Genomic DNA, 18,433 nt, shown 5'->3' with positions numbered 1-18,433 from the left:
GACCAAGGGCCAATCGATCGCCCTCCCGGAACCAATCTCGCACACTTTCAACAGACAAGGGCCTCTGTGGGAGCCACGGCATTCATGGGTGGACTGGTGGCCCTCGGGTCAAGCCCGAGGGAAGATGGTGGTTGGGAAGACAACCTCCAAAGCAACCAGCCATCGCCGGGTGACAGGTAGGCGGAACCAGACGTCAGGCGATCAGCCCCACACACCGCCCCTCTAACCACCTCGCCCACCCAGAAAATCTCGATCACGTTTTTTTATCATAACCAAATAGTAACCATAAACATGTTTGGTAGCAGTCATCATTCTACAGTTGATCGAGAGAAAAATGATCCGCACTGCACTGGCAATTACTGCCGCACTTCTGTCTACCGCGGCCGTCAGCGCCGCCGATCTGATTATCCCGACGAGCCCAGAGCCGATTTATGAAGCCGGTGGCTTTAGCTGGGAAGGCCTTTACGTTGGCGCGCGCGCTGGTGGCCAGTGGTTTACCGCTTCGACCTATGGCGTCGTCGGTGGCGTTGCCGGCTTCAACTTCATGCCCGCCGACAGCGTCGTGCTCGGTGCCGAAGTCACGGGCGACTATACCTGGAATAACGCGTTTCATGGCGGCGAATTTTTCGTCAATACGCGCGGCGGCTTCCTCCTGACCGACGCTGCCCTGGTCTATGCCATCGGCGGCATGGGTTTCTACACCTCGGACAACCTCTATATCGGTCTCTACCAACTCGGTGGCGGCGTTGAATTTGCTGTCACCGATTCCGTAACCGTGCGCGGCGAAGTTGTCGGGCAGGGTAGCTTCACCGGCAATATTGGCCGCTTCTTTGACTCCGCCAAAGCAACTGTCGGCGTCTCCTACCACTTCTAAGGCTTTGCCTGACCCAGTCATGCCAGTCTCTGAGAAGGCCCGCATTGGCGGGCCTTTTCTATTATTGCAGTTAAATACCCTAAGGCAGCTACACTGTCTTTTCTTGGTCTTGCGCAGCGTCTAAAACCCCGGCCCCTACGAACCGGAGGATATTGAGATGGACGCAAAAACCGTTGCTGCCCATTGGGAGGCCAATGCCGAGAACTGGACACACTATTCCCGCGCTGGTCACGACAAATACCGCGACGCCCTCAATACGCCGTCCTTCCTCGCCTTTCTCCCCGAGATTGAGGGCCTGACCGGCCTCGACCTCGGCTGCGGCGAAGGCACCAATACGCGCTCCGTCGCGGCGCAAGGCGCCAAAATGACAGGGCTCGACATCGCCCCCACGTTCCTCCGCCATGCGCAAGAGACCGAAGCGTCGGACCCGCGCGGCATAACTTACGTGCTCGGCGATGGACTCACCCTGCCCTTCCCCGAAGCTTCATTCGATTTCGCCACGGCTTTCATGTCGATGATGGATATGTCCGATCAGGCCGGCGTCCTCCGCGAAGTTTTTCGCGTCATCCAGCCCGGTGGCTTCTTTCAGTTTTCCATTCTCCACCCGTGCTTCGTGCCGCCGCGTCGGCGCAATATCAGGAACGAAGCGGGCGAGCCGGTCGCAGTCGAAATTGCGGACTATTTTCGCGAAACCAATGGCGACGTCGAGACCTGGATCTTTTCGTCAATCCCCGCGGAAGAACGCGCCAATGTGCGCGCCTTCACCGTTCCGCGCTTTCACCGAACATTATCAAGCTGGGTCGGTATGATCGTTGCGGCCGGCTTCACTATCGAAGCACTCAACGAACCCATGGCCGACGAAGCGACCGCCGCCGCCGTCCCAACCGTCGCCGACACCCGCATCGCGCCGCTCTTCTTGCATTTTCAATTGCGGAAGGCGGCGTAGCGCTAAGGCGTATTGGCTTCCTTGGCCTTGATCCGATCAAGGCCAAGGCGGTGTTCGCGAAGAATGACTGCGATGCCCGAGCCGATGATGATCAGCGCCCCAATGACCATGGTCACCGTGGGCACTTCGGCAAAGACGAAAAACCCAATGAGGATCGTCAGCAGCAGCGACACATATTCGAAAGGCGCGATCACCGACATATCGGCATAGCGGTAGGACGAGGTCATCAACAACTGACCGATGCCGCCAAAAAAGCCGGCGCCGATCAAGAGCGCGGCCTGTTGCGGCGTCGGCCATATCCAGCCAAAGGGCAGCGTCATCAGCGAGATGATGCTGGCGCTGATGAAGAAATAGGTGACGATGGCTTCCGTGCGTTCGGTATGGACGAGATTGCGCACCGCCATCATCGCAAAAGCCGAAACCACAGCCGCAAGGAGCGCCGCAATCGCGCCCACCGCCTCCGCGTCTCCCAGGGCCTCGCCGCCGGTGAAAACCGTCAGCCGCGGCCAGAGAATGACGACGACGCCAAGAAGCCCGACGACGACCGCAGTCCAGCGAAACACATGCACCCGTTCATGCAGCAACACGGCGGAGAAAATGACGATCAGGAGTGGGGTCGCGTAATTGATTGCCGTCGCTTCGGGCAGCGGCAGGCGCGTCAGCGCGAAGAACCCCAGGCTCATCGAGGTGACCCCGATCAATCCGCGCAGGATATGCCCGACCGGGCGCTTGGTGGTGAATGCATGATGCAGCCGCCGCTTCCAGCCGAGATAGGCGAGCACGGGCAAAAGCGCGAAGAAGGAACGGAAGAAAACCATCTCGCCCGAAGGCACGGTTTCCGTCGCCTTGAGCATCGTGGCCATGACCACGAAGAAAAAGACGGAAATGACCTTCAGCATGATCCCGCGCATGGGATCGGCGACCGCTGGGGCCGCAGCATGCACGGCCGAGGCCGCTACACGCGCGGGATCTTTTTTGGAAACAGGCATGGCACTCTGACCCGGCCGGAGGCGGGCTTATTTAGACTGGGACTGTTCCAGCTTTTCCTTGGCGACACGCGCCGTGGCGAAAGCCTTGTGCTCCGGTCCGACAGCGCTGCCGGTCTTGACGACCGTGCCATCTGCGTCATGGATTTCCCAGTGCCAGTTTGCATTGGGACCGCTGCCGCCCTTGAGGCGCAGCTTGATCTGGTAAGAAGATTGTTCGCTCATGGTCAGCCTTATGCAGCACATGCGATGCGGAAGAAAGCACAAAGTGGGCCGCTTTTTAGCGCCCCACTCACCAATTCGTCCTTCGCACCAACTCGATGTTAACGGAATGCTACCGTTTTAGACGTCCGAAACGGTTACCTTCACCCGCTCGCCACCAAAAGTGATGAGGTCGCGAATATCGGCATAGGCGCCATCGGCATAGGGAAAATACCACGCTTCATCCGGGCCGTCGGCGGTCAAGGTCTTGATGGTATAAAAATGTGCCTCGCCTTTTCCAGGCTCAGTCCGGCGCGTATCCGAGGCCTCCAGAATGCCCGGATGGACATGGTCGAGCGGCACGAAATATTGTGGCTCCCGGCCAGCCTCTACCACCTGCAAGGCATTGGCGCTGCTGGCGATTTCCGCATCGTCAAAAAAGATATGCACGCGTCCTGTAACAGGGCTCACATTGGCGGTCGCAGTCTCGTCGGCGGTCACGGTTGCCTCCTTCGTTCAAGAGTCATCTTCCCATGGTAACGCACGAACAAAATCTCCGTTCACCCCACCTTGACTCATTGGCCAGCGGCTCCCTATATCCCGGTCAGCTTGTTAGCACTCAGCTACATCGAGTGCTAACAGGCCCGAGATTGCACCAGAAATGATGCCAAGAGGAACTGAAATCATGGGCTTCCGTCCCCTGCATGACCGCGTGGTCGTCCGTCGCGTCGACAGTGAAGAAAAGACCAAGGGCGGGATCATCATCCCCGACACCGCCAAGGAAAAGCCCTCTGAGGGCGTGATCGTTTCGGTTGGCCCCGGCGCCCGTGACGAAAACGGCAAGATCAATGCTCTCGACGTCAAGGCTGGCGATCGCGTGCTCTTCGGCAAGTGGAGCGGCACCGAGGTCAAGCTCAACGGCGAAGACCTGATCATCATGAAGGAAAGCGACATCATGGGTATCGTCGAGGTCTAAAACCCTCGTCTGTCCAGTCGTTTAACCCATTCTAAGGAGCGCCTCACATGGCTGCTAAAGAAGTAAAATTCTCGACCGACGCCCGCGAAAAGATGCTGCGCGGCGTCAACATCCTCGCCAATGCGGTGAAGGTAACTCTCGGCCCCAAGGGTCGTAACGTCGTTATCGAAAAGTCCTTTGGCGCCCCGCGCATCACCAAGGACGGCGTTTCGGTTGCCAAGGAAATCGAACTCGAAGACAAGTTCGAAAACCTCGGCGCCCAGCTCCTCCGCTCGGTCGCTTCCAAGACCAACGACGTTGCCGGTGACGGCACCACGACCGCGACCGTCCTCGGCCAGGCCATCGTCGTCGAAGGCGTCAAGGCCGTTGCTGCCGGCTTCAACCCGATGGATCTCAAGCGCGGTATCGACCTCGCCGTTGCTGAAGTCGTTGAATCGCTGAAGGCTTCGTCCAAGAAGATCACCTCGTCCTCCGAAGTTGCCCAGGTCGGCACCATTTCGGCAAACGGCGAAACCTCGATCGGCGACATGATCGCCGAAGCCATGCAGAAGGTCGGCAACGAGGGTGTCATCACCGTCGAAGAAGCCAAGACCGCCGAAACCGAACTCGATGTCGTTGAAGGCATGCAGTTCGACCGTGGCTATCTCTCGCCCTACTTCGTCACCAATGCTGAAAAGATGACGGCCGTCCTCGAGGACCCGATCATCCTGCTGCACGAAAAGAAGCTCGGTAATCTGCAGGCGATCCTGCCGATCCTCGAAGCTGTCGTTCAGTCCCAGCGCCCGCTGCTGATCATTGCCGAAGACATCGAAGGTGAGGCTCTCGCGACCCTCGTCGTCAACCGTCTGCGCGGTGGCCTCAAGGTTGCAGCCGTCAAGGCTCCAGGCTTTGGCGATCGCCGCAAGGCAATGCTCGAAGACATCGCCATCCTCACCGGTGGCCAGGTGATCTCGGAAGATCTCGGCATCAAGCTCGAGAACGTGACCCTCGACATGCTCGGCACGGCCAAGCGCGTTGAAATCACCAAGGAAAACACCACGATCGTCGACGGCGCCGGTTCGGCTGACGACATCCAGGGCCGCGTTGGCCAGATCAAGGCACAGATCGAGGAAACGACCTCGGACTACGACCGCGAGAAGCTGCAGGAACGTCTTGCCAAGCTCGCCGGCGGCGTTGCCGTGATCAAGGTCGGTGGTTCGACCGAAGTTGAAGTCAAGGAACGCAAGGACCGCGTCGACGACGCGCTCAACGCAACCCGCGCTGCCGTCGAAGAAGGCATCGTTCCGGGTGGTGGTGTTGCTCTCCTCCGTGCTTCCGCCAACATCAAGGCCAAGGGCATCAATGCCGACCAGGAAGCTGGTATCGCCATCGTTCGCCGCGCTCTTCAGGAGCCAGTGCGCACCATTGCCAACAATGCTGGTGCCGAAGGCTCCGTCGTCGTGGGCAAGATCCTCGAGAACTCTGCACCGTCGTTCGGCTACAATGCCGCAACCGGCGAATATGGTGATCTCGTTGCGCTCGGCGTTATCGATCCGGTCAAGGTTGTCCGTCATGCTCTCCAGGACGCAGCTTCGGTTGCTTCGCTCCTGATCACGACGGAAGCCATCATCGTCGAAGCTCCCAAGGACGCAGCACCGGCAATGCCGGGCGGCGGCGGCATGGGCGGTATGGGCGGTATGGACTTCTAAGGCTGACGCCTTAGACTTTCTTCTCGCTCACGGGCCGTATCGCGGTCGGCAAACCGCCGACCGCTGCCCCTCCGCGGAGGCGGCCGACGGCCGGGCGGCCTTGCGGCCTAGAGATAAAAGACTTCCAGGATCGTTTCTTCCCAGTCACGATCTTGGTGGAAAGCTCCGGTGGCAACACCGGGGCTTTTTTCATGGGCGTTCAACGGCTAGTCTGGGACCAAAGCGAACATGAGGCCAGCATGAGAACGCCACGACGCGGCAGCGCCTACGATCAGGCAGAAGCAGCCTTCAAGAGCGCGACCACCAAGCCAGAAACTGCGGCCAGTCCAAAATCGTCAACGCCGCCGGAAGGCAAAGAATTGGTATCGCTCCGGCTCGATCGCGCCGTGCTCGAACATTTTCAGGATGAGGGCCCCGGTTGGCAGGAGCGGATCAACGAGGCATTGCGCAAAGCCGCAGGGCTCGACGATTAGGCGCTAGGGCCAGACCAGCAGCTTGACTGCCATGGCGACCGACACCACCACGACCAATGGCCGAATAAGCTTGGCGCCGAAGCGGATGCCGGCGCGGGCGCCGACATAGCCGCCGATCACCTGCCCGCCGGCCATGACGATCGCCGCCTGCCAGACCACATCCCCGCCATGGATGAAAATCACCAGCGCGGATAGGTTGGACACCAGGTTCAGCAGCTTGGTATTCCCCGCGGCCTTGGTGATCCCAAGCCCGAAAAGCAGCACAAACCCGATGGTGAAAAATGAGCCCGTTCCCGGGCCAAATACGCCGTCATAGAAGCCGATGATGAAACCGAGGAGCGGCACCCAGCGGGGGAACGGCAGCCGCGAGACGCGATCGGCATCGGAGAGGCTCGGCGCAAAAAGAAAATAGAGCGCCACGCCAATCAGGGCGACGGGCACGGCGACGTTGAGCAGCGACGTATCGATCTGCTTGACGATCAGCGCACCGATCATGCTGCCGGCAAATGTTGCAGCGACTGAGGGCAGCAGCGCGCGCACCGAAACGAAGCCGCGACGCCAATAGGTGAGTACGGCGATCGTCGTGCCGATGGACGATTGCATCTTGTTGGTCGCGAGCGCGGCAATCGGTGGCAGGCCGGCCGAGAGCAGTGCCGGCACCGTGATCATACCACCGCCGCCAGCAACGGCGTCCACAAAGCCCGCGAGAGCGCCAACGCAGGCAAGTGCAACCAGAATCAGAGGATCGAGCATGAAGGCCCCGGGAAATCTCGGCGCCTCTTAGCACCGGCAGATGTCAGGCAACAGGGCCTCAATCGCCCCCCCCCGCCGCCGCCATCACCACCGCCGCTATCGCCACCTGCATCCCCAGCGTCTCCGCCGTGATCGTGGTCACGATGGCTCGGGGAATATCCGGCATCGCCGGAGCCACCGGTGTCGCCCGAGGACTTGCGCGCCCGCCGCCGATCGGCGCGCTGACCGAGCGACACGATGGCGATGATCACACAAACGACCACGACGAAGGTTAGGACAATCGGTTCCATCATCGCCCCTTCGAGCTGGCCTAGAGCGCTTCTGCACCCAGGCGTTTGAGCAGATCGTCGAGATAGGCCTTCTTGTCGGCCGGCCAGTCAGCCGTGCGCGAAACGATCAGATTGGCCTCGCTCTTGAGCATTACGCCATCATCGAGGACGCGCAAGCCATTGGCGGCAAGGGTCGAGCCGGTCGAGGTAATATCGACGACGATATCAGCGACACCGGATGCTGGCGCGGCTTCTGTCGCGCCGAGACTTTCGACGATGCGGTATTCCGCAATCCCAGCCTTGGCGAAATGCTGGCGAGTGATGGTGATATATTTCGTCGCGATCCGTAACCAACGCTTATGACGGCTGCGAAAGTCCGAGGCGACGTCCGCGAGGTCATGGAGATGGGTGACGTCGATCCAGGCATCGGGCACGGCAATGACGACGTCGGCATGGCCGAAATCCAATGAACGGGCGAAGTGGACGGCATCCGGTCCGGTTTCACTCGTCTCGTGGATCAGGTCGCGACCCGTCACGCCAATGTCGATATTGCCGCGGATCAGCTCGCGCGCAATTTCCGAGGCGGGGAAGAAACGCACCGTGACATCGGCTTCTCCTTCCATCACACCGAGATAGGATCGCGCGCCGCCAGGCCGGGAAATGGTGAGGCCGCGCTCGGCAAACCAGGCGCGTGTCAGTTCTTCGAGGCGCCCCTTCGAGGGGACTGCAAGAGTAATGCCCCTCATGCCGAGACCTCCGCTTCCAGCCGATCGACCCAGAGCGCGCAACCTGAGGCCGCGATAGGTGCTGTCGCGCCAAGCCGTTCCAACAAACGATCGTATTGACCGCCCGAGGCCAGAACGTCGCCGCTCCGGCCAACAATCTCAAAGACGATGCCGGTATAATAATCGAGCCGCGGCGAGAAGGCGGCATCGAAGGAAATGCGTGCTTCGCCAAGCTTATCGAGATGGCGCCGAATAGCGCGGATCGGTGCACCGAGCATCAGCTTGTGGCTTTCGGCCAGCGCTTCGATCTGGCGCAGTGCCGAGAGCACGTCGCCTGAAATCGAAAGATAGTCGCGGAGCAGCTTTAGCGTTTCGGCAGGAACATGCGCTGCATCAAGCGCCTGTTGCTCGAGATAGCGATCTGCGATCTCGTTTGGCGTGCGGCCTTCCGAGAGGCTTAGACCCGTCGATACCATGCGCGCCGTGACATCTTCGATCAGCACATCGCGCGACGGCTGTTCTTGCCGCGGCACGTCTGGCGCAGCCTCAAGCCGCGACAGCAGGCGTTCCATGGCTTCTGGATGGCCAAAGCGGTGCCGAATGCGCGAGCGCCACGCGGCGGGCATATCGGCCTGCACTAGAACAGCCTCGAAAAGGCCAACACCGCCAAGACGGATATGGGCCGGGAGGCCATAGATGGAGAGCGCAGCGCGCGCGAACGTCAAAACCTGATCAAGCGCCACGTCGCCATCGGGCTGCGCCAAGAGCTCAATCCCGGCCTGATCGAATTCGGCGGGGCCGGTTTCGCGCTGGCGGAATATGGGGCCGAGATAGGTAAAGGCCGCTGGCTGGCGCGTCCCATCAGCGATATAATCGCGGACGATGGGCAGCGTAAATTCAGGCCGCAGGCAGTGCTCGGCGCCAGTCGTGTCGCTCGTCAAAAGCAGCCGGCGTCCGAACTCTTCGCCCGCCAGATCGAAATAGGGATCAGCCGGCAGGAGCAGCGGCGGGGTCGCACGGCAACCGCCCTGGGCCTCGACAAGGGCTTCGAGCTGGGTCCGTCGCATGGCGGCGTTAGTCATGGCTCTTGCCCCTGCAGAAAAAGCGTCACTGCTCGCTCAGCAGCTTCTGGATGGCCGAAACCAGTTCTTCGCGCTTGATCTCGAACTGGCCGGGACGCGCGGCTTTCCATTCGGCATTATCGGTAATGCCCTCGGACGCCTGCTTGCCGACGATCAGATCCTTCACCTGCAGAATGCCCTGCTCGCGTTCCTGGCTGCCCTCGATGATGACCGCCGGCGAATTACGCTTATCGGCGTAGGAGACCTGCTTGCCGAAGTTCTTGGTTGAGCCGAGGAACATCTCGGCCCGGATGCCAGCCTGGCGGAGTTCGGCGACCATGGCCTGGTAGCGCGCGGTCTGGTCCTTATCCATAACCAGCACGACGACCGGGCCCACCGGCTCTTTCGAGCCGAGATTGCCCGTGAGTTTGAGCGCATTGGCAAGACGCGACACACCGATAGAAAAGCCGGTCGCCGGAACAGGCTCGCGACGGAAGCGGGATACGAGCCCGTCGTAACGGCCACCCCCGCCGACTGAGCCGAAGACCACGTCCTGACCCTTTTCGTTCTGCACCTTGAAGGTTAGTTCGATCTCAAAGACCGGGCCAGTATAGTATTCAAGGCCACGGACGACCGACGGGTCGATCTTGATCTTGTCCGCATCATAGCCAGCCGCGTCGAAGAGCGTCTGCATGACCGCGAGTTCAGCGACACCGGCATTGTCGGCGGGCGGCTTGCCTGCAACATAGTCGAGCACCACGCCCGCCTGCTCATCATTGAGCCCGGCACCTTTGGTAAAGTCGCCGCTTTCGTCCTTGCGTCCGGCGCCGAGCAGAAGCTTTACGCCTTCGGGACCGAATTTATCGAGCTTGTCCACCGCTCGGAGCACGCCCAGCTTTTGCGCGTCGGAGGTGACACCCGCGGCCTCAAGCACACCATCGAGCACCTTGCGATTATTCACCCGGACGACGTATTTGCCGGCCAGCCCCAGCGCATCCATGACGTCGGCCATCATCATGCACATTTCAGCATCGGCTTCAGGACCGGGCGCGCCAACCGTGTCGGCGTCGAACTGCATGAACTGACGGAAGCGGCCTGGGCCGGGCTTTTCGTTGCGGAAGACATAGCCCTGCCGATAGGAGCGATAAGGCTTTGGCAGAGTTTCGAAATTTTCAGCGAAATAGCGGGCGAGTGGCGCGGTCAAATCGTAGCGGAGGCTCATCCACTGCTCATCGTCGTCCTGCAGCGAAAAGACGCCGGCATTGGGCCGGTCCGTGTCGGGCAGGAATTTGCCAAGCGTCTCGGTAAGCTCAAGGAGCGGGGTTTCGACAGGGTCGAAGCCATAGCGCTCATACACCTTGCGGATGGTCTCGATCATTTGCCCAACGGCAGCGATATCACCCGGCGTGCGGTCTTCGAAGCCACGCGGCAGGCGGGGCGAAATCAGCTTGGTCTTTTCGGTCATCGCACTACTCCGGAGGCGGACAATGGCGGGCCCTCGCGCGGCCGGGAGGGCGGTTCCCCCGTCAGGCCCCTGCTCTAGCCGATAGGGTTTGGCGAGACAACAGGGGCCGTTGGGGTTTGCTTGATGTTCAGGCGGCCGGAGGTGCCCGGCCGCCTCTAACAATCATCTTCGACTTCGCTCGTTGAAGCCGGGTATGATCGTTATCGCCGGTAGCGAGTGCCAGATAACGGGTTCTGCTACAGGCGGCAGGCCAATATCAGCCCGCAGATAGGCTGGCAGATCGCTCGGCACGCGTGGCCGGTTCCACCAGGCACGAACTGCTGCAGCAATGACCGGCACGATTCCACGCTGATGCACGGCATCGGCGATGGAGAATTCAAGGCGCAAAACGACATTGCGCTCGGAAAGCACATTGGAAGACATTGGTATCCCGGCAGGGTGCAACCCCACCGGCCTCATGGTTTCAGAGTGGGAAAAGTGCTCAGACGGACGCAGTACGGACCGGCTTCGACACGTTGGCTAGGGTTGGATAATCCGCGGGCGATTTGCCCTTAGACACTCATCAGCGGCTAAATCAGCCTTTTACCGGCTCTCGGCGGGTATTGATGAGATGGAGCCAGGTCCCCGAGTGGCGGAACGTCATGACTGTCATAAAACGCCTCCCTCGGATGGCTGTTGCGGATGTCGAATCCTTAGATCGCGGCGCCGTGATCGGCAAGCATAAATGAGGCAGAACGCCGCAGGTCTTTCTTCCTGTTGCCACAACGCAACAGTTTTACCGCTTGTTAAGTCTTCAGGCTTGTCAGTTGTTTACCACGTTCCTTGACCTCTTTTTTGCGCTCAGCGCGCAAAATGCGGGCGATATCAAAGGGGCGTCGAAGCTATGGTCGAGACCAAGCGTCTAATCTCGGTTGTGTTGGCTGGTTTGCTTTTGCTCACAGCGCAGGCTGCGCCAGGCTTTGCCGAGGGGCGTTTCCAGCAGGGCTGGCGCTTCGCGCCACCGCCCGGCATCACCGTCACCGATCAGCGACCGCGCCACGCTTTGGCCCTTCAGGGCAATCCCTATGTAAGCCCCGCCTATCTCCGTCAGGTCGTGACCTATCCGACCGGCGAACGGTCAGGGACGATCGTCGTCGATACCACTGCGCATTTTCTCTATTTCGTTCTCGGAGATGGCCGCGCGCTGCGCTACGGCATTGGCGTTGCGCGTGATGGCTTTGAGTGGAACGGCACGCATCGCGTGACGCGAAAAGCCGAATGGCCGACATGGACGCCGCCTGCAGAAATGCGCCAGCGCCAGCCCGAGCTACCGGCCCAGATGGCGGGCGGCCCGGACAATCCGCTTGGCGCACGGGCGCTCTATCTTGGATCGACGCTTTATCGCATCCACGGCACCAACCAGCCCTGGACCATCGGCCAGAATGTCTCGTCAGGCTGCATCCGCATGACCAATCAAGACGTCACCGATCTTTATGGCCGTGTTCAGCTCAACACCAAGGTGGTCGTGCTTTAGCAAGCGCCTGCCGGATATCGGAATACGGAGCACCCGCGTGACGGCGCAGACGAAATTAGCCCGACTTCTTCGCCGATTTGCCAAGGATGAAGGTGGCGCCTTTGCCGTGATGTTCGGCGTCATGGCGATCGTGCTGATTGCCCTCGGCGGGGCAGTCGTTGATTACGTCACGCTCGAACAGGGCCGCAACCGCGCCCAACTCGCCCTCGACGCTGCGGCCCTGGCCCTGCAGCCAAAGGTTTTCGAAAAGAACTTCAACGCCGCCGACGTGCAGAAGCTGGCGCAAGCGTTTGTTATCGAGCGCATTGCAAACAAAAACATCGATGCGAAAATCCTGTCGACACGTGGCAGTGCGATAGACGGGACCCTCTCGTTCGAGGCCAATATCACGGTGCCGACAGCATTCGTCGCCTTGGTCGGGGTGCCGAGCCTAAGCGCTCATGTCGAAGCGCAAGCGGTCAGAACATCAATGGCTATCGAAGTTGCCATGGTGCTCGACAATTCCGGGTCTATGGGTTCGAACAACCGCATGACCTATCTCAAGCAGGCAGCGACATGCGCGACAAACATCATTTTCTTCAAGGATGTCGATACTAACTGCACGCCATTGGCAAAAGCGACGCAGCAGGAGGACGTCCGGATTTCAATCGTGCCGTTTACCATCATGGTCAATGTCGGCACCCAGTTCAAAAATGCGAAGTGGCTCGACTGGACCGGCCAAAGCCCACTCTCGCGTCTGAATTTCGACAATGACGATGATGAGACCACGCTCTTTGTAGGGCCGGTCAACCGCAACGACCTATTCACGCAGACTGGCGTGACGTGGAGAGGCTGCGTTGAGGCGCGACGCGGACCATATGATACGACCGATCAGGAAGCTGTTGCAGGCGATACGCTTTTCATTCCCATGTTCTCGCCGGACACGGGCGATCGCAAATATAACAATTATAACAGCTACAATAACTATCTAAGTGATGTCGGCGGCACATGTCAGCCCAAGACATGCACCGAGCAAATCATCAAGAATGGCTGCTCGACAAAAAATGGCATTACCACCTGCACAGGCGCAACAACGTATAAATATACGAAAGTGGTGGGGTCAAACACAACGACACCTGCCGCTTCCTGCAAGGCCGCAGACGGTCCAGCATTGAGCGACACCGTCACGACATCTTCCGGCACAACGCAAACCTCGACAACAGTCTACAGCTTGCTTTCTGCCAACGAACTTCAAGAGCGCCTGTGTAAGTATAACGGCGCAAGACCCACAGATGCAGCGAATTCCGGCCCCAACGCCTACTGCCCCAGTGCCTCCATCTTGCCACTGACTGCGGTATCCAACGATGTCATCCAACGCATAAAGGGCATGACGGCAAATGGCGGGACCAACATCCAGCAAGGCACAATCTGGGGTTTCCATGCGCTTTCCCGCGCAGAGCCTCTGTCTGAGGCGGCTCCCTATAAGCCCGGTCAAGTCTCGAAGTTCATGATCGTGATGACGGACGGCTTCAACGAGCCCGACTTCCGCGCCTATTCTGACACCCTTAACGGCACGGGCATCTATGGATCTTGGGGTTTTCGTAAGGATGGCCGCCTCCCAGACACGGACGGCATCATCGGCAACCAGAATGAATACAACGCCCACAACAGCAAAGCCGATATGACTACGACTATGGACATCAAGACCGTTCAGACTTGCGCCAATGCCAAGGCTGCGGGAATTCAGGTCTATACGATCGGGCTCCAGCCCCCGAGCCAGGCGACGCGCAAAATGCTCACCGATTGCTCGTCAGGCACCGGGTACTACTTCTTCCCCAACACTCCCGCGGAGCTCGTCGACGTGTTCAAGAACATCGCCAATCAGCTTTCGCAGCTGCGGTTGTCGCGATGAGCAATGCTGAAGGGTGGTACCACCTCTCGGGATCGAACCGAGGACCTCTAGATCCACAATCTAGCGCTCTAACCAACTGAGCTAAGGCGGCTCATGACATGGCGGGAAAAGCGTCGCCTGTCGAAACCGCGCGGAACATAGGTCGAGTTTTGCGGAATGACAAGCACCGATTTTAGGCCTGTGGACAGTCGCTCAAACTCCCTTTCGATCACGATTGGGAAGCCGCTGTGACCATTCGTTAGCACCTGCCGTTTAACCATGACGAGGATTGAATGGGCGCGATGCGTGCCATGGGCTGGATTCGTTTCCAGCGGCACGATAATGAAGAACACTTAAAGAACCCCGAAAAATTTGTGCCAAACTGGTACAAACAAAATTGGCCCTTATACGCTGTCTATGAATGCCGAGTGGACCACATCGCCGAATGCCCGCCGGGTGCTGCAGCACGCACACGATCCGCGGCCGGCATGGCTTTGGTCGGGCGACGGCCAGCGGCTGATCTGGTCGAATTCGGCAGCAAACCTCTTCCTCGCCAAGATCAAGAAAAGCGGGTTGAAACTTGCGCCCCTGGCCGTGCCGCTCAAGGGACAGGTCGCACGGACCATCCGCCTTGGCTCGCCCGGCCGCACCAGCCTCGCGCGTATTCAATTCGATGCTGGCGACAAGCCGGCCTCCGCCACCTGCGCCACGACGCCGATTTTGCTCGATGGCGAAGAGTTGTCGCTGCTGATCGTCGCCGTCGATGCGGTCGACGAAGCGATCCTGCAGGTGGTTGCTGAGCGCAACCAGATTTCCATTGCGCCGGAAGAGCCTGAAATTGCGGATGAGCCCGCTATTCAGTTCGAAATTCAGCCCGAGCCGGAGGCGCCGGCTCCTGCTGTTGTAGTAGACACGGCGGCCGGCGAAGCAGACCCTTCGCAAGACGATCAAGACGCGGTGGGCGCCATCGAAGAACCGATCGATGAGACACCGGGTGCCGCTCACGCGCCGATCGAGCCGGACGATGCCTATCGTCATGAACTGCATAATTGGCAGGAGGCCGATCCGGAATCCGTCTACGCCCCGCCACCGGAAGAGCCGGTTTTTGCGCCGGTGAAGGATGAAGATTTCGACGAGGACGCAGTTGAACCGTCAACGGACGTTCCACCGGCCCCGAACGACGACGAACGGCCGCTTTTCCGCAGCCTGACGGCGCTGGTCGATCGCCTTGCGGCAGACGAAGACCTCTATACCCCGCTCGGCGAAGACGATGACACACCACCCGAGGCGTTCACCGACCAAAACGCAGTCGAACCGGCTGCGGCGGAAGCCCCCGCGCCCACGCTATTCAAGATCACCGGTCGCGGCTTCAAGGCCAGCGAATTGCCCACCCTGGCCGAAGCGCCGCCCCCTGCCGCGCCCGTCGAAGACGATGCGCTCTTTCCGCCGGGAACTGCGCCAGATTTGGTCGAGCGCGTTTCGCGTTATAATTTCGATGAGCTGTCGCGCATTCTGAATGACCGCGTCGGGTTGGGCGAGCGGAACGCCGTGCAGCCTCAAGCCGGTCAGGAGGTTGCACCTGCGGCATCCACAGGCTCGCTGGTCAATCTTGGCGGCGAAGCGCTCGTTCTCAACCGTCTGCCCCTCGGCATCCTGGTTTTCCGCGACCAGCAGATCCTTTTTGCCAATCGCGCCATCACCGAAATGATCGGCTACGAATCGGTCGAGTCGCTGCGGCGGGCAGGGCTGACTGCGGTTTTTCCCGCCAGCAGCGGCGAGGAAAGCGCCGGGCCGGTCAATCATCTGGTGCAGCAGGATGGCACCTTGGTGCCCGTGACCGCGCGCCTTCAATCGACATCCTGGCAGGGGCGGCCGGCGCTCATGCTTTCGGCCAGCGCAACCGAAGTGCGCACCGGGCATGAAGACGCGGTCCGCGCCTTTGCCAAAGCATTTGCCGAGCTGCGTGGCGATGGCTTTATCGAAGCCAGCCGCGCTGGCGTCGTGCGCGCAGCCGATCCCTCGGCCATTGCCGCTTTGGCCGATGGTACCACCGTGCTCGGCAAGACGCTATCAGAACTCACGCTGCCCGAAGACAGCATCGCGCTGCGCGCTTTCCTCGAGCGGCCGGCACGGTTTGCCGAGACAGAGCGCCCCTCGATCCTGCTGCAATCGGCCAATGGAAAATCGGAGATCATCCTTTTTGCCCAAGGTCAGGCCGGCACCGTCAGCGGCTACTTCGCCTTCGTGCGCCCGCGCAGTGTCGTGCCGCGGCGGGTTTCGGGCGGATCGGACGCCGATCCCGCGCTTCTGGCGCGCATCAGCCGCGGGGTACGCCGGCCCCTTAATACAATAATCGGCTTTGCCGAACTGCTGCGCGGCAAGGCTTTTGGCGAACTCGGCGACGAGCGCTACCAGACCTATGCCGATGACATCGCGGCCGCTGGCAGTGACATCGCCGCTTTGGTCGATGAGCTCGAAGACTATGCGCGGCTTCGCGATGGAAAATATCTCGCCGAGCGCGCCAGTCTCGACCTCACGGAACTGCTCGAAACCTGCGTGCTGCGCATCCGCAACCAGGCCAATGCCGGCCGGATCATCCTGCGCAATGCGATTTCGGAGACGCTGCCGCGCGTCACGGCCGATCGCGCCTCGTTGACCCAAGCTGTGCTCAATCTTCTCGCCAGCGCCATCGATCAAAGCCCGGTGGGCAGCACGGTCGTCATCTCTGCCCAGCGCCTTGATGATGATGGCATCGCCATCCACGTGCGCGACAACTCCAACCACGGTGTCGATATGGCGGAGCGCTTCGTTGTGTTCCGCGATGGTCTCAGCCGCACCGGCCAAGCCCTTGCTCCCGTCCGCTCAAGCGTTGGCCTGGCGTTGACGCGCTCGCTGCTCGCGGTCAATACCGTGTCGCTTTCGGTCGATCCGGCGGGGGAAAGCGGTGTGCTTTTTACCCTCCGTATTCCTGCCGATCTCATCGACCGCTCGCCACTTGAGCCGAACTGAAGTCGTTTGTCCTAAACGCAGGGCTCTGAAGCAAAAACTTTAGCCCGGTATGCGCGTGCATGGCGCGGCAAGTTTGCCTATACCTAGCCGCGGGGCGCGGGACTGCGTCCGACCTCTGGGAGACAAATATGAGAGTGACCAAATCCCTCGCGCTGGCCAGTGCCGGTTTGCTGTTGGCCACCAGCCTTGCCATGGCGCAATCCACCGAGATCCGCGTCGGCGCGCCACTCGAGCCACCCGCCCTTGACCCGACCGCGGGCGCTGCCGAGGCCATCGACGTGGTTGTCTACCAGAACGTTTTCGAGGGTTTGACCCGTATCGACCAGAACGGCGCCGTACAGCCCGGCCTCGCTTCGGAATGGACCATAAGCGAGGATGGTCTCACCTATGATTTCAAGCTCCATGACGGCGTGACCTTCCACGACGGCACGAGTTTTGACGCCGAAGACGTCAAGTTCACTTTCGATCGCATCCTCGCGGAAAACAGCGTCAATGCACAGAAGGCGCTTTATGAAGCCATCGAGAGCGTCACAGTCGTCGATCCGCTGACCGTCGAAATCAAGCTGTCGCGGCCCGATGGGCTCTTCCTCTTCAATATCGGTCGCGGCGACGCTGTGATTGTGGCGCCAGAGAGCGCCGAGAACAACACCACCCAGCCGATCGGCACGGGGCCGTTCGCCTTCGTGCAATGGGATCGCGGCAGCCGCGTCATTCTCGAGCAATACGGCCCCTATTGGGGTGAGAAGCCTGCACTGACCAAGGCGACCTATGTCTTCATCAGCGATATGGCGACAATGACCAATGCGCTGCTCGCTGGCGATGTGGACGGCACCTACAACTTCTCGGCCGAAGCGCTGCCCGTCTTTGAAAACAACCCGCAGTTCAAGGTTCTGGTCGGCACGACCGAAGGCGAGACGATCCTTTCGACCAACAATGCCAAAGAGCCGTTCAACAAGCTCGAAGTGCGCCAGGCAATGGCCCATGCCATCAATCGCCAGGAAATCATCGATGGCGCGACCTATGGTTATGGCGTTCCCATCGGCAGCCATTTTGCGCCGCACAATCCCTATTATATCGACCTGACCAACACCTACCCTTTCGACCTCGACAAGGCCAAGGAACTGCTGGCCCAAGCCGGCTATCCCGATGGATTTTCGGCGACGCTCAAACTGCCGCCGGTCAATTACGCCACCGTTTCGGGTCAGATCATCGCCAGCGATTTTGCCAAGATCGGCATCAAGCTCGAACTCATCAACATGGAATGGGCGCAGTGGCTCGAAGACGTCTTTGCCAACAAGGACTTCGATCTGACGCTCATCAGCCATGTCGAGCCCTTCGACATTGGCATCTATGCCAATCCCGACTACTACTTCGGCTATAACAATCCAGAGTTCCAGGCCCTCAACGAGACGCTCAATGCCACGACCGACGAGGCCAAGCGCAAGGAACTGGCCCAGGAAATGCAGACCATCATCGCCAAGGATGCGGTCAACGGCTACCTCTTCGAGCTGGCCCAGACCGGCGTCTGGAACGCCAAGCTCGACGGCATGTGGCAGAATGCTCCCGTCGAAGGTGTGGTCCTGCGCGACGTGCATTGGGTTGAATAAGGCTTTTGGGCCTCAAG

Annotated in this window: 18 protein-coding genes and 1 tRNA gene; 9 read left to right on the top strand and 10 right to left on the bottom strand. The window is 60.1% G+C overall.

From position 1 onward, the window contains the following. Positions 1 to 334 precede the first annotated feature (334 nt). Both ASE94_RS04875 and ASE94_RS04870 read left to right on the top strand, forming a co-directional pair. Entirely contained in the window at positions 335 to 874 is a 540-nt protein-coding gene (locus tag ASE94_RS04875; protein WP_062629425.1) for a porin family protein, read from the top strand. A gap of 157 nt (positions 875 to 1,031) precedes the next feature. Beyond that, positions 1,032 to 1,820 (top strand): class I SAM-dependent methyltransferase, encoded by a 789-nt coding sequence (locus tag ASE94_RS04870; RefSeq protein ID WP_062629424.1) that lies wholly within the window; start codon positions 1,032 to 1,034, stop codon positions 1,818 to 1,820. A 2-nt stretch (positions 1,821 to 1,822) separates the two neighbouring features. On the opposite strand, the gene ASE94_RS04865 is transcribed toward ASE94_RS04870, so the two are convergent. The 3 genes from ASE94_RS04865 to ASE94_RS04855 all read right to left on the bottom strand — a co-directional run bounded on the left by ASE94_RS04865 (position 1,823) and on the right by ASE94_RS04855 (position 3,508). Next, positions 1,823 to 2,809, bottom strand: coding sequence for a DMT family transporter (locus tag ASE94_RS04865; protein WP_062629423.1), 987 nt, complete (start codon positions 2,807 to 2,809; stop codon positions 1,823 to 1,825). Positions 2,810 to 2,836: 27 nt separating this feature from the next. Beyond that, positions 2,837 to 3,031 (bottom strand): hypothetical protein, encoded by a 195-nt coding sequence (locus tag ASE94_RS04860; protein WP_061907752.1) that lies wholly within the window; start codon positions 3,029 to 3,031, stop codon positions 2,837 to 2,839. 117 nt (positions 3,032 to 3,148) lie between these two features. Then, complete coding sequence (locus ASE94_RS04855; RefSeq protein ID WP_062629422.1) at positions 3,149 to 3,508, bottom strand: DUF427 domain-containing protein; 360 nt, start codon at positions 3,506 to 3,508, stop codon at positions 3,149 to 3,151. Positions 3,509 to 3,692: 184 nt separating this feature from the next. Between ASE94_RS04855 and ASE94_RS04850 the strand changes: the two genes are divergently transcribed. The 3 genes from ASE94_RS04850 (at position 3,693) to ASE94_RS04840 (ending at position 6,144) form a co-directional block, all read left to right on the top strand. Continuing rightward, positions 3,693 to 3,983, top strand: a complete 291-nt coding sequence (locus ASE94_RS04850) for a co-chaperone GroES (protein ID WP_046144411.1) — start codon at positions 3,693 to 3,695, stop codon at positions 3,981 to 3,983. Between the two features lie 47 nt (positions 3,984 to 4,030). After that, on the top strand, positions 4,031 to 5,671 hold the full coding sequence (groL, locus tag ASE94_RS04845; protein WP_062629421.1) for a chaperonin GroEL: 1,641 nt from the start codon (positions 4,031 to 4,033) through the stop codon (positions 5,669 to 5,671). 239 nt (positions 5,672 to 5,910) lie between these two features. After that, complete coding sequence (locus ASE94_RS04840) at positions 5,911 to 6,144, top strand: BrnA antitoxin family protein (protein ID WP_062629442.1); 234 nt, start codon at positions 5,911 to 5,913, stop codon at positions 6,142 to 6,144. A gap of 3 nt (positions 6,145 to 6,147) precedes the next feature. On the opposite strand, the gene ASE94_RS04835 is transcribed toward ASE94_RS04840, so the two are convergent. The 5 genes from ASE94_RS04835 to ASE94_RS04815 all read right to left on the bottom strand — a co-directional run bounded on the left by ASE94_RS04835 (position 6,148) and on the right by ASE94_RS04815 (position 10,840). Beyond that, the gene (locus ASE94_RS04835) at positions 6,148 to 6,897 is read right to left on the bottom strand and encodes a TSUP family transporter (RefSeq protein ID WP_062629420.1); all 750 of its coding nucleotides are present in this window, start codon (positions 6,895 to 6,897) and stop codon (positions 6,148 to 6,150) included. A 310-nt stretch (positions 6,898 to 7,207) separates the two neighbouring features. After that, on the bottom strand, positions 7,208 to 7,912 hold the full coding sequence (gene hisG, locus ASE94_RS04830; RefSeq protein ID WP_062629419.1) for an ATP phosphoribosyltransferase: 705 nt from the start codon (positions 7,910 to 7,912) through the stop codon (positions 7,208 to 7,210). Next, positions 7,909 to 8,973, bottom strand: a complete 1,065-nt coding sequence (locus ASE94_RS04825) for an ATP phosphoribosyltransferase regulatory subunit (RefSeq protein WP_062629418.1) — start codon at positions 8,971 to 8,973, stop codon at positions 7,909 to 7,911. The genes hisG and ASE94_RS04825 overlap by 4 nt, the downstream gene beginning before the upstream one ends. 25 nt (positions 8,974 to 8,998) lie before the next feature. Continuing rightward, positions 8,999 to 10,417, bottom strand: coding sequence for a histidine--tRNA ligase (gene hisS / locus ASE94_RS04820; protein WP_062629417.1), 1,419 nt, complete (start codon positions 10,415 to 10,417; stop codon positions 8,999 to 9,001). A 162-nt stretch (positions 10,418 to 10,579) separates the two neighbouring features. Then, complete coding sequence (locus ASE94_RS04815) at positions 10,580 to 10,840, bottom strand: hypothetical protein (RefSeq protein WP_061907744.1); 261 nt, start codon at positions 10,838 to 10,840, stop codon at positions 10,580 to 10,582. 460 nt (positions 10,841 to 11,300) lie between these two features. Here ASE94_RS04815 and ASE94_RS04810 point away from each other — a divergent pair, with 460 nt between their 5' ends. Then, complete coding sequence (locus ASE94_RS04810) at positions 11,301 to 11,930, top strand: L,D-transpeptidase (protein ID WP_062629416.1); 630 nt, start codon at positions 11,301 to 11,303, stop codon at positions 11,928 to 11,930. Between the two features lie 37 nt (positions 11,931 to 11,967). After that, complete coding sequence (locus tag ASE94_RS04805) at positions 11,968 to 13,821, top strand: TadE/TadG family type IV pilus assembly protein (protein ID WP_062629415.1); 1,854 nt, start codon at positions 11,968 to 11,970, stop codon at positions 13,819 to 13,821. A 14-nt stretch (positions 13,822 to 13,835) separates the two neighbouring features. Here ASE94_RS04805 and ASE94_RS04800 read toward each other — a convergent pair. Together ASE94_RS04800 and ASE94_RS20565 are read right to left on the bottom strand one after the other, a co-directional pair. Next, positions 13,836 to 13,912 (bottom strand) — tRNA-His (locus ASE94_RS04800). Next, a complete protein-coding gene (locus ASE94_RS20565) occupies positions 13,890 to 14,153 on the bottom strand; it encodes a hypothetical protein (RefSeq protein WP_082460918.1) in 264 nt (87 codons plus the stop codon). Before ASE94_RS20565 ends, ASE94_RS04800 begins: the two co-directional genes overlap by 23 nt. A gap of 103 nt (positions 14,154 to 14,256) precedes the next feature. Here ASE94_RS20565 and ASE94_RS04795 point away from each other — a divergent pair, with 103 nt between their 5' ends. After that, on the top strand, positions 14,257 to 16,809 hold the full coding sequence (locus ASE94_RS04795) for a HAMP domain-containing sensor histidine kinase (RefSeq protein ID WP_162236044.1): 2,553 nt from the start codon (positions 14,257 to 14,259) through the stop codon (positions 16,807 to 16,809). Positions 16,810 to 16,937: 128 nt separating this feature from the next. Continuing rightward, the gene (locus tag ASE94_RS04790; protein WP_062629413.1) at positions 16,938 to 18,416 is read left to right on the top strand and encodes an ABC transporter substrate-binding protein; all 1,479 of its coding nucleotides are present in this window, start codon (positions 16,938 to 16,940) and stop codon (positions 18,414 to 18,416) included. Positions 18,417 to 18,433: the final 17 nt, after the last annotated feature.

Origin of the sequence: Devosia sp. Leaf64, from assembly GCF_001421945.1 — a bacterium.
Classification (GTDB): domain Bacteria; phylum Pseudomonadota; class Alphaproteobacteria; order Rhizobiales; family Devosiaceae; genus Devosia.
Note: the sequence above shows the minus strand (reverse complement) of the source record. Positions and strands in the feature narration are given on the sequence as shown.

Bases quoted from the DNA above. Each gene is read 5' to 3' on its own strand.
- ASE94_RS04790 (WP_062629413.1), top strand. From the start codon at position 16,938: ATGAGAGTGACCAAATCCCTCGCGCTGGCCAGTGCCGGTTTGCTGTTG.
- ASE94_RS04875 (WP_062629425.1), top strand. From the start codon at position 335: ATGATCCGCACTGCACTGGCAATTACTGCCGCACTTCTGTCTACCGCG.
- ASE94_RS04865 (WP_062629423.1), bottom strand. From the start codon at position 2,809: ATGCCTGTTTCCAAAAAAGATCCCGCGCGTGTAGCGGCCTCGGCCGTG.
- ASE94_RS04870 (WP_062629424.1), top strand. From the start codon at position 1,032: ATGGACGCAAAAACCGTTGCTGCCCATTGGGAGGCCAATGCCGAGAAC.
- ASE94_RS04835 (WP_062629420.1), bottom strand. From the start codon at position 6,897: ATGCTCGATCCTCTGATTCTGGTTGCACTTGCCTGCGTTGGCGCTCTC.
- ASE94_RS04860 (WP_061907752.1), bottom strand. From the start codon at position 3,031: ATGAGCGAACAATCTTCTTACCAGATCAAGCTGCGCCTCAAGGGCGGC.
- hisS (WP_062629417.1), bottom strand. From the start codon at position 10,417: ATGACCGAAAAGACCAAGCTGATTTCGCCCCGCCTGCCGCGTGGCTTC.
- groL (WP_062629421.1), top strand. From the start codon at position 4,031: ATGGCTGCTAAAGAAGTAAAATTCTCGACCGACGCCCGCGAAAAGATG.
- ASE94_RS04815 (WP_061907744.1), bottom strand. From the start codon at position 10,840: ATGTCTTCCAATGTGCTTTCCGAGCGCAATGTCGTTTTGCGCCTTGAA.
- ASE94_RS04825 (WP_062629418.1), bottom strand. From the start codon at position 8,973: ATGACTAACGCCGCCATGCGACGGACCCAGCTCGAAGCCCTTGTCGAG.
- ASE94_RS04850 (WP_046144411.1), top strand. From the start codon at position 3,693: ATGGGCTTCCGTCCCCTGCATGACCGCGTGGTCGTCCGTCGCGTCGAC.
- ASE94_RS04810 (WP_062629416.1), top strand. From the start codon at position 11,301: ATGGTCGAGACCAAGCGTCTAATCTCGGTTGTGTTGGCTGGTTTGCTT.
- ASE94_RS04840 (WP_062629442.1), top strand. From the start codon at position 5,911: ATGAGAACGCCACGACGCGGCAGCGCCTACGATCAGGCAGAAGCAGCC.
- hisG (WP_062629419.1), bottom strand. From the start codon at position 7,912: ATGAGGGGCATTACTCTTGCAGTCCCCTCGAAGGGGCGCCTCGAAGAA.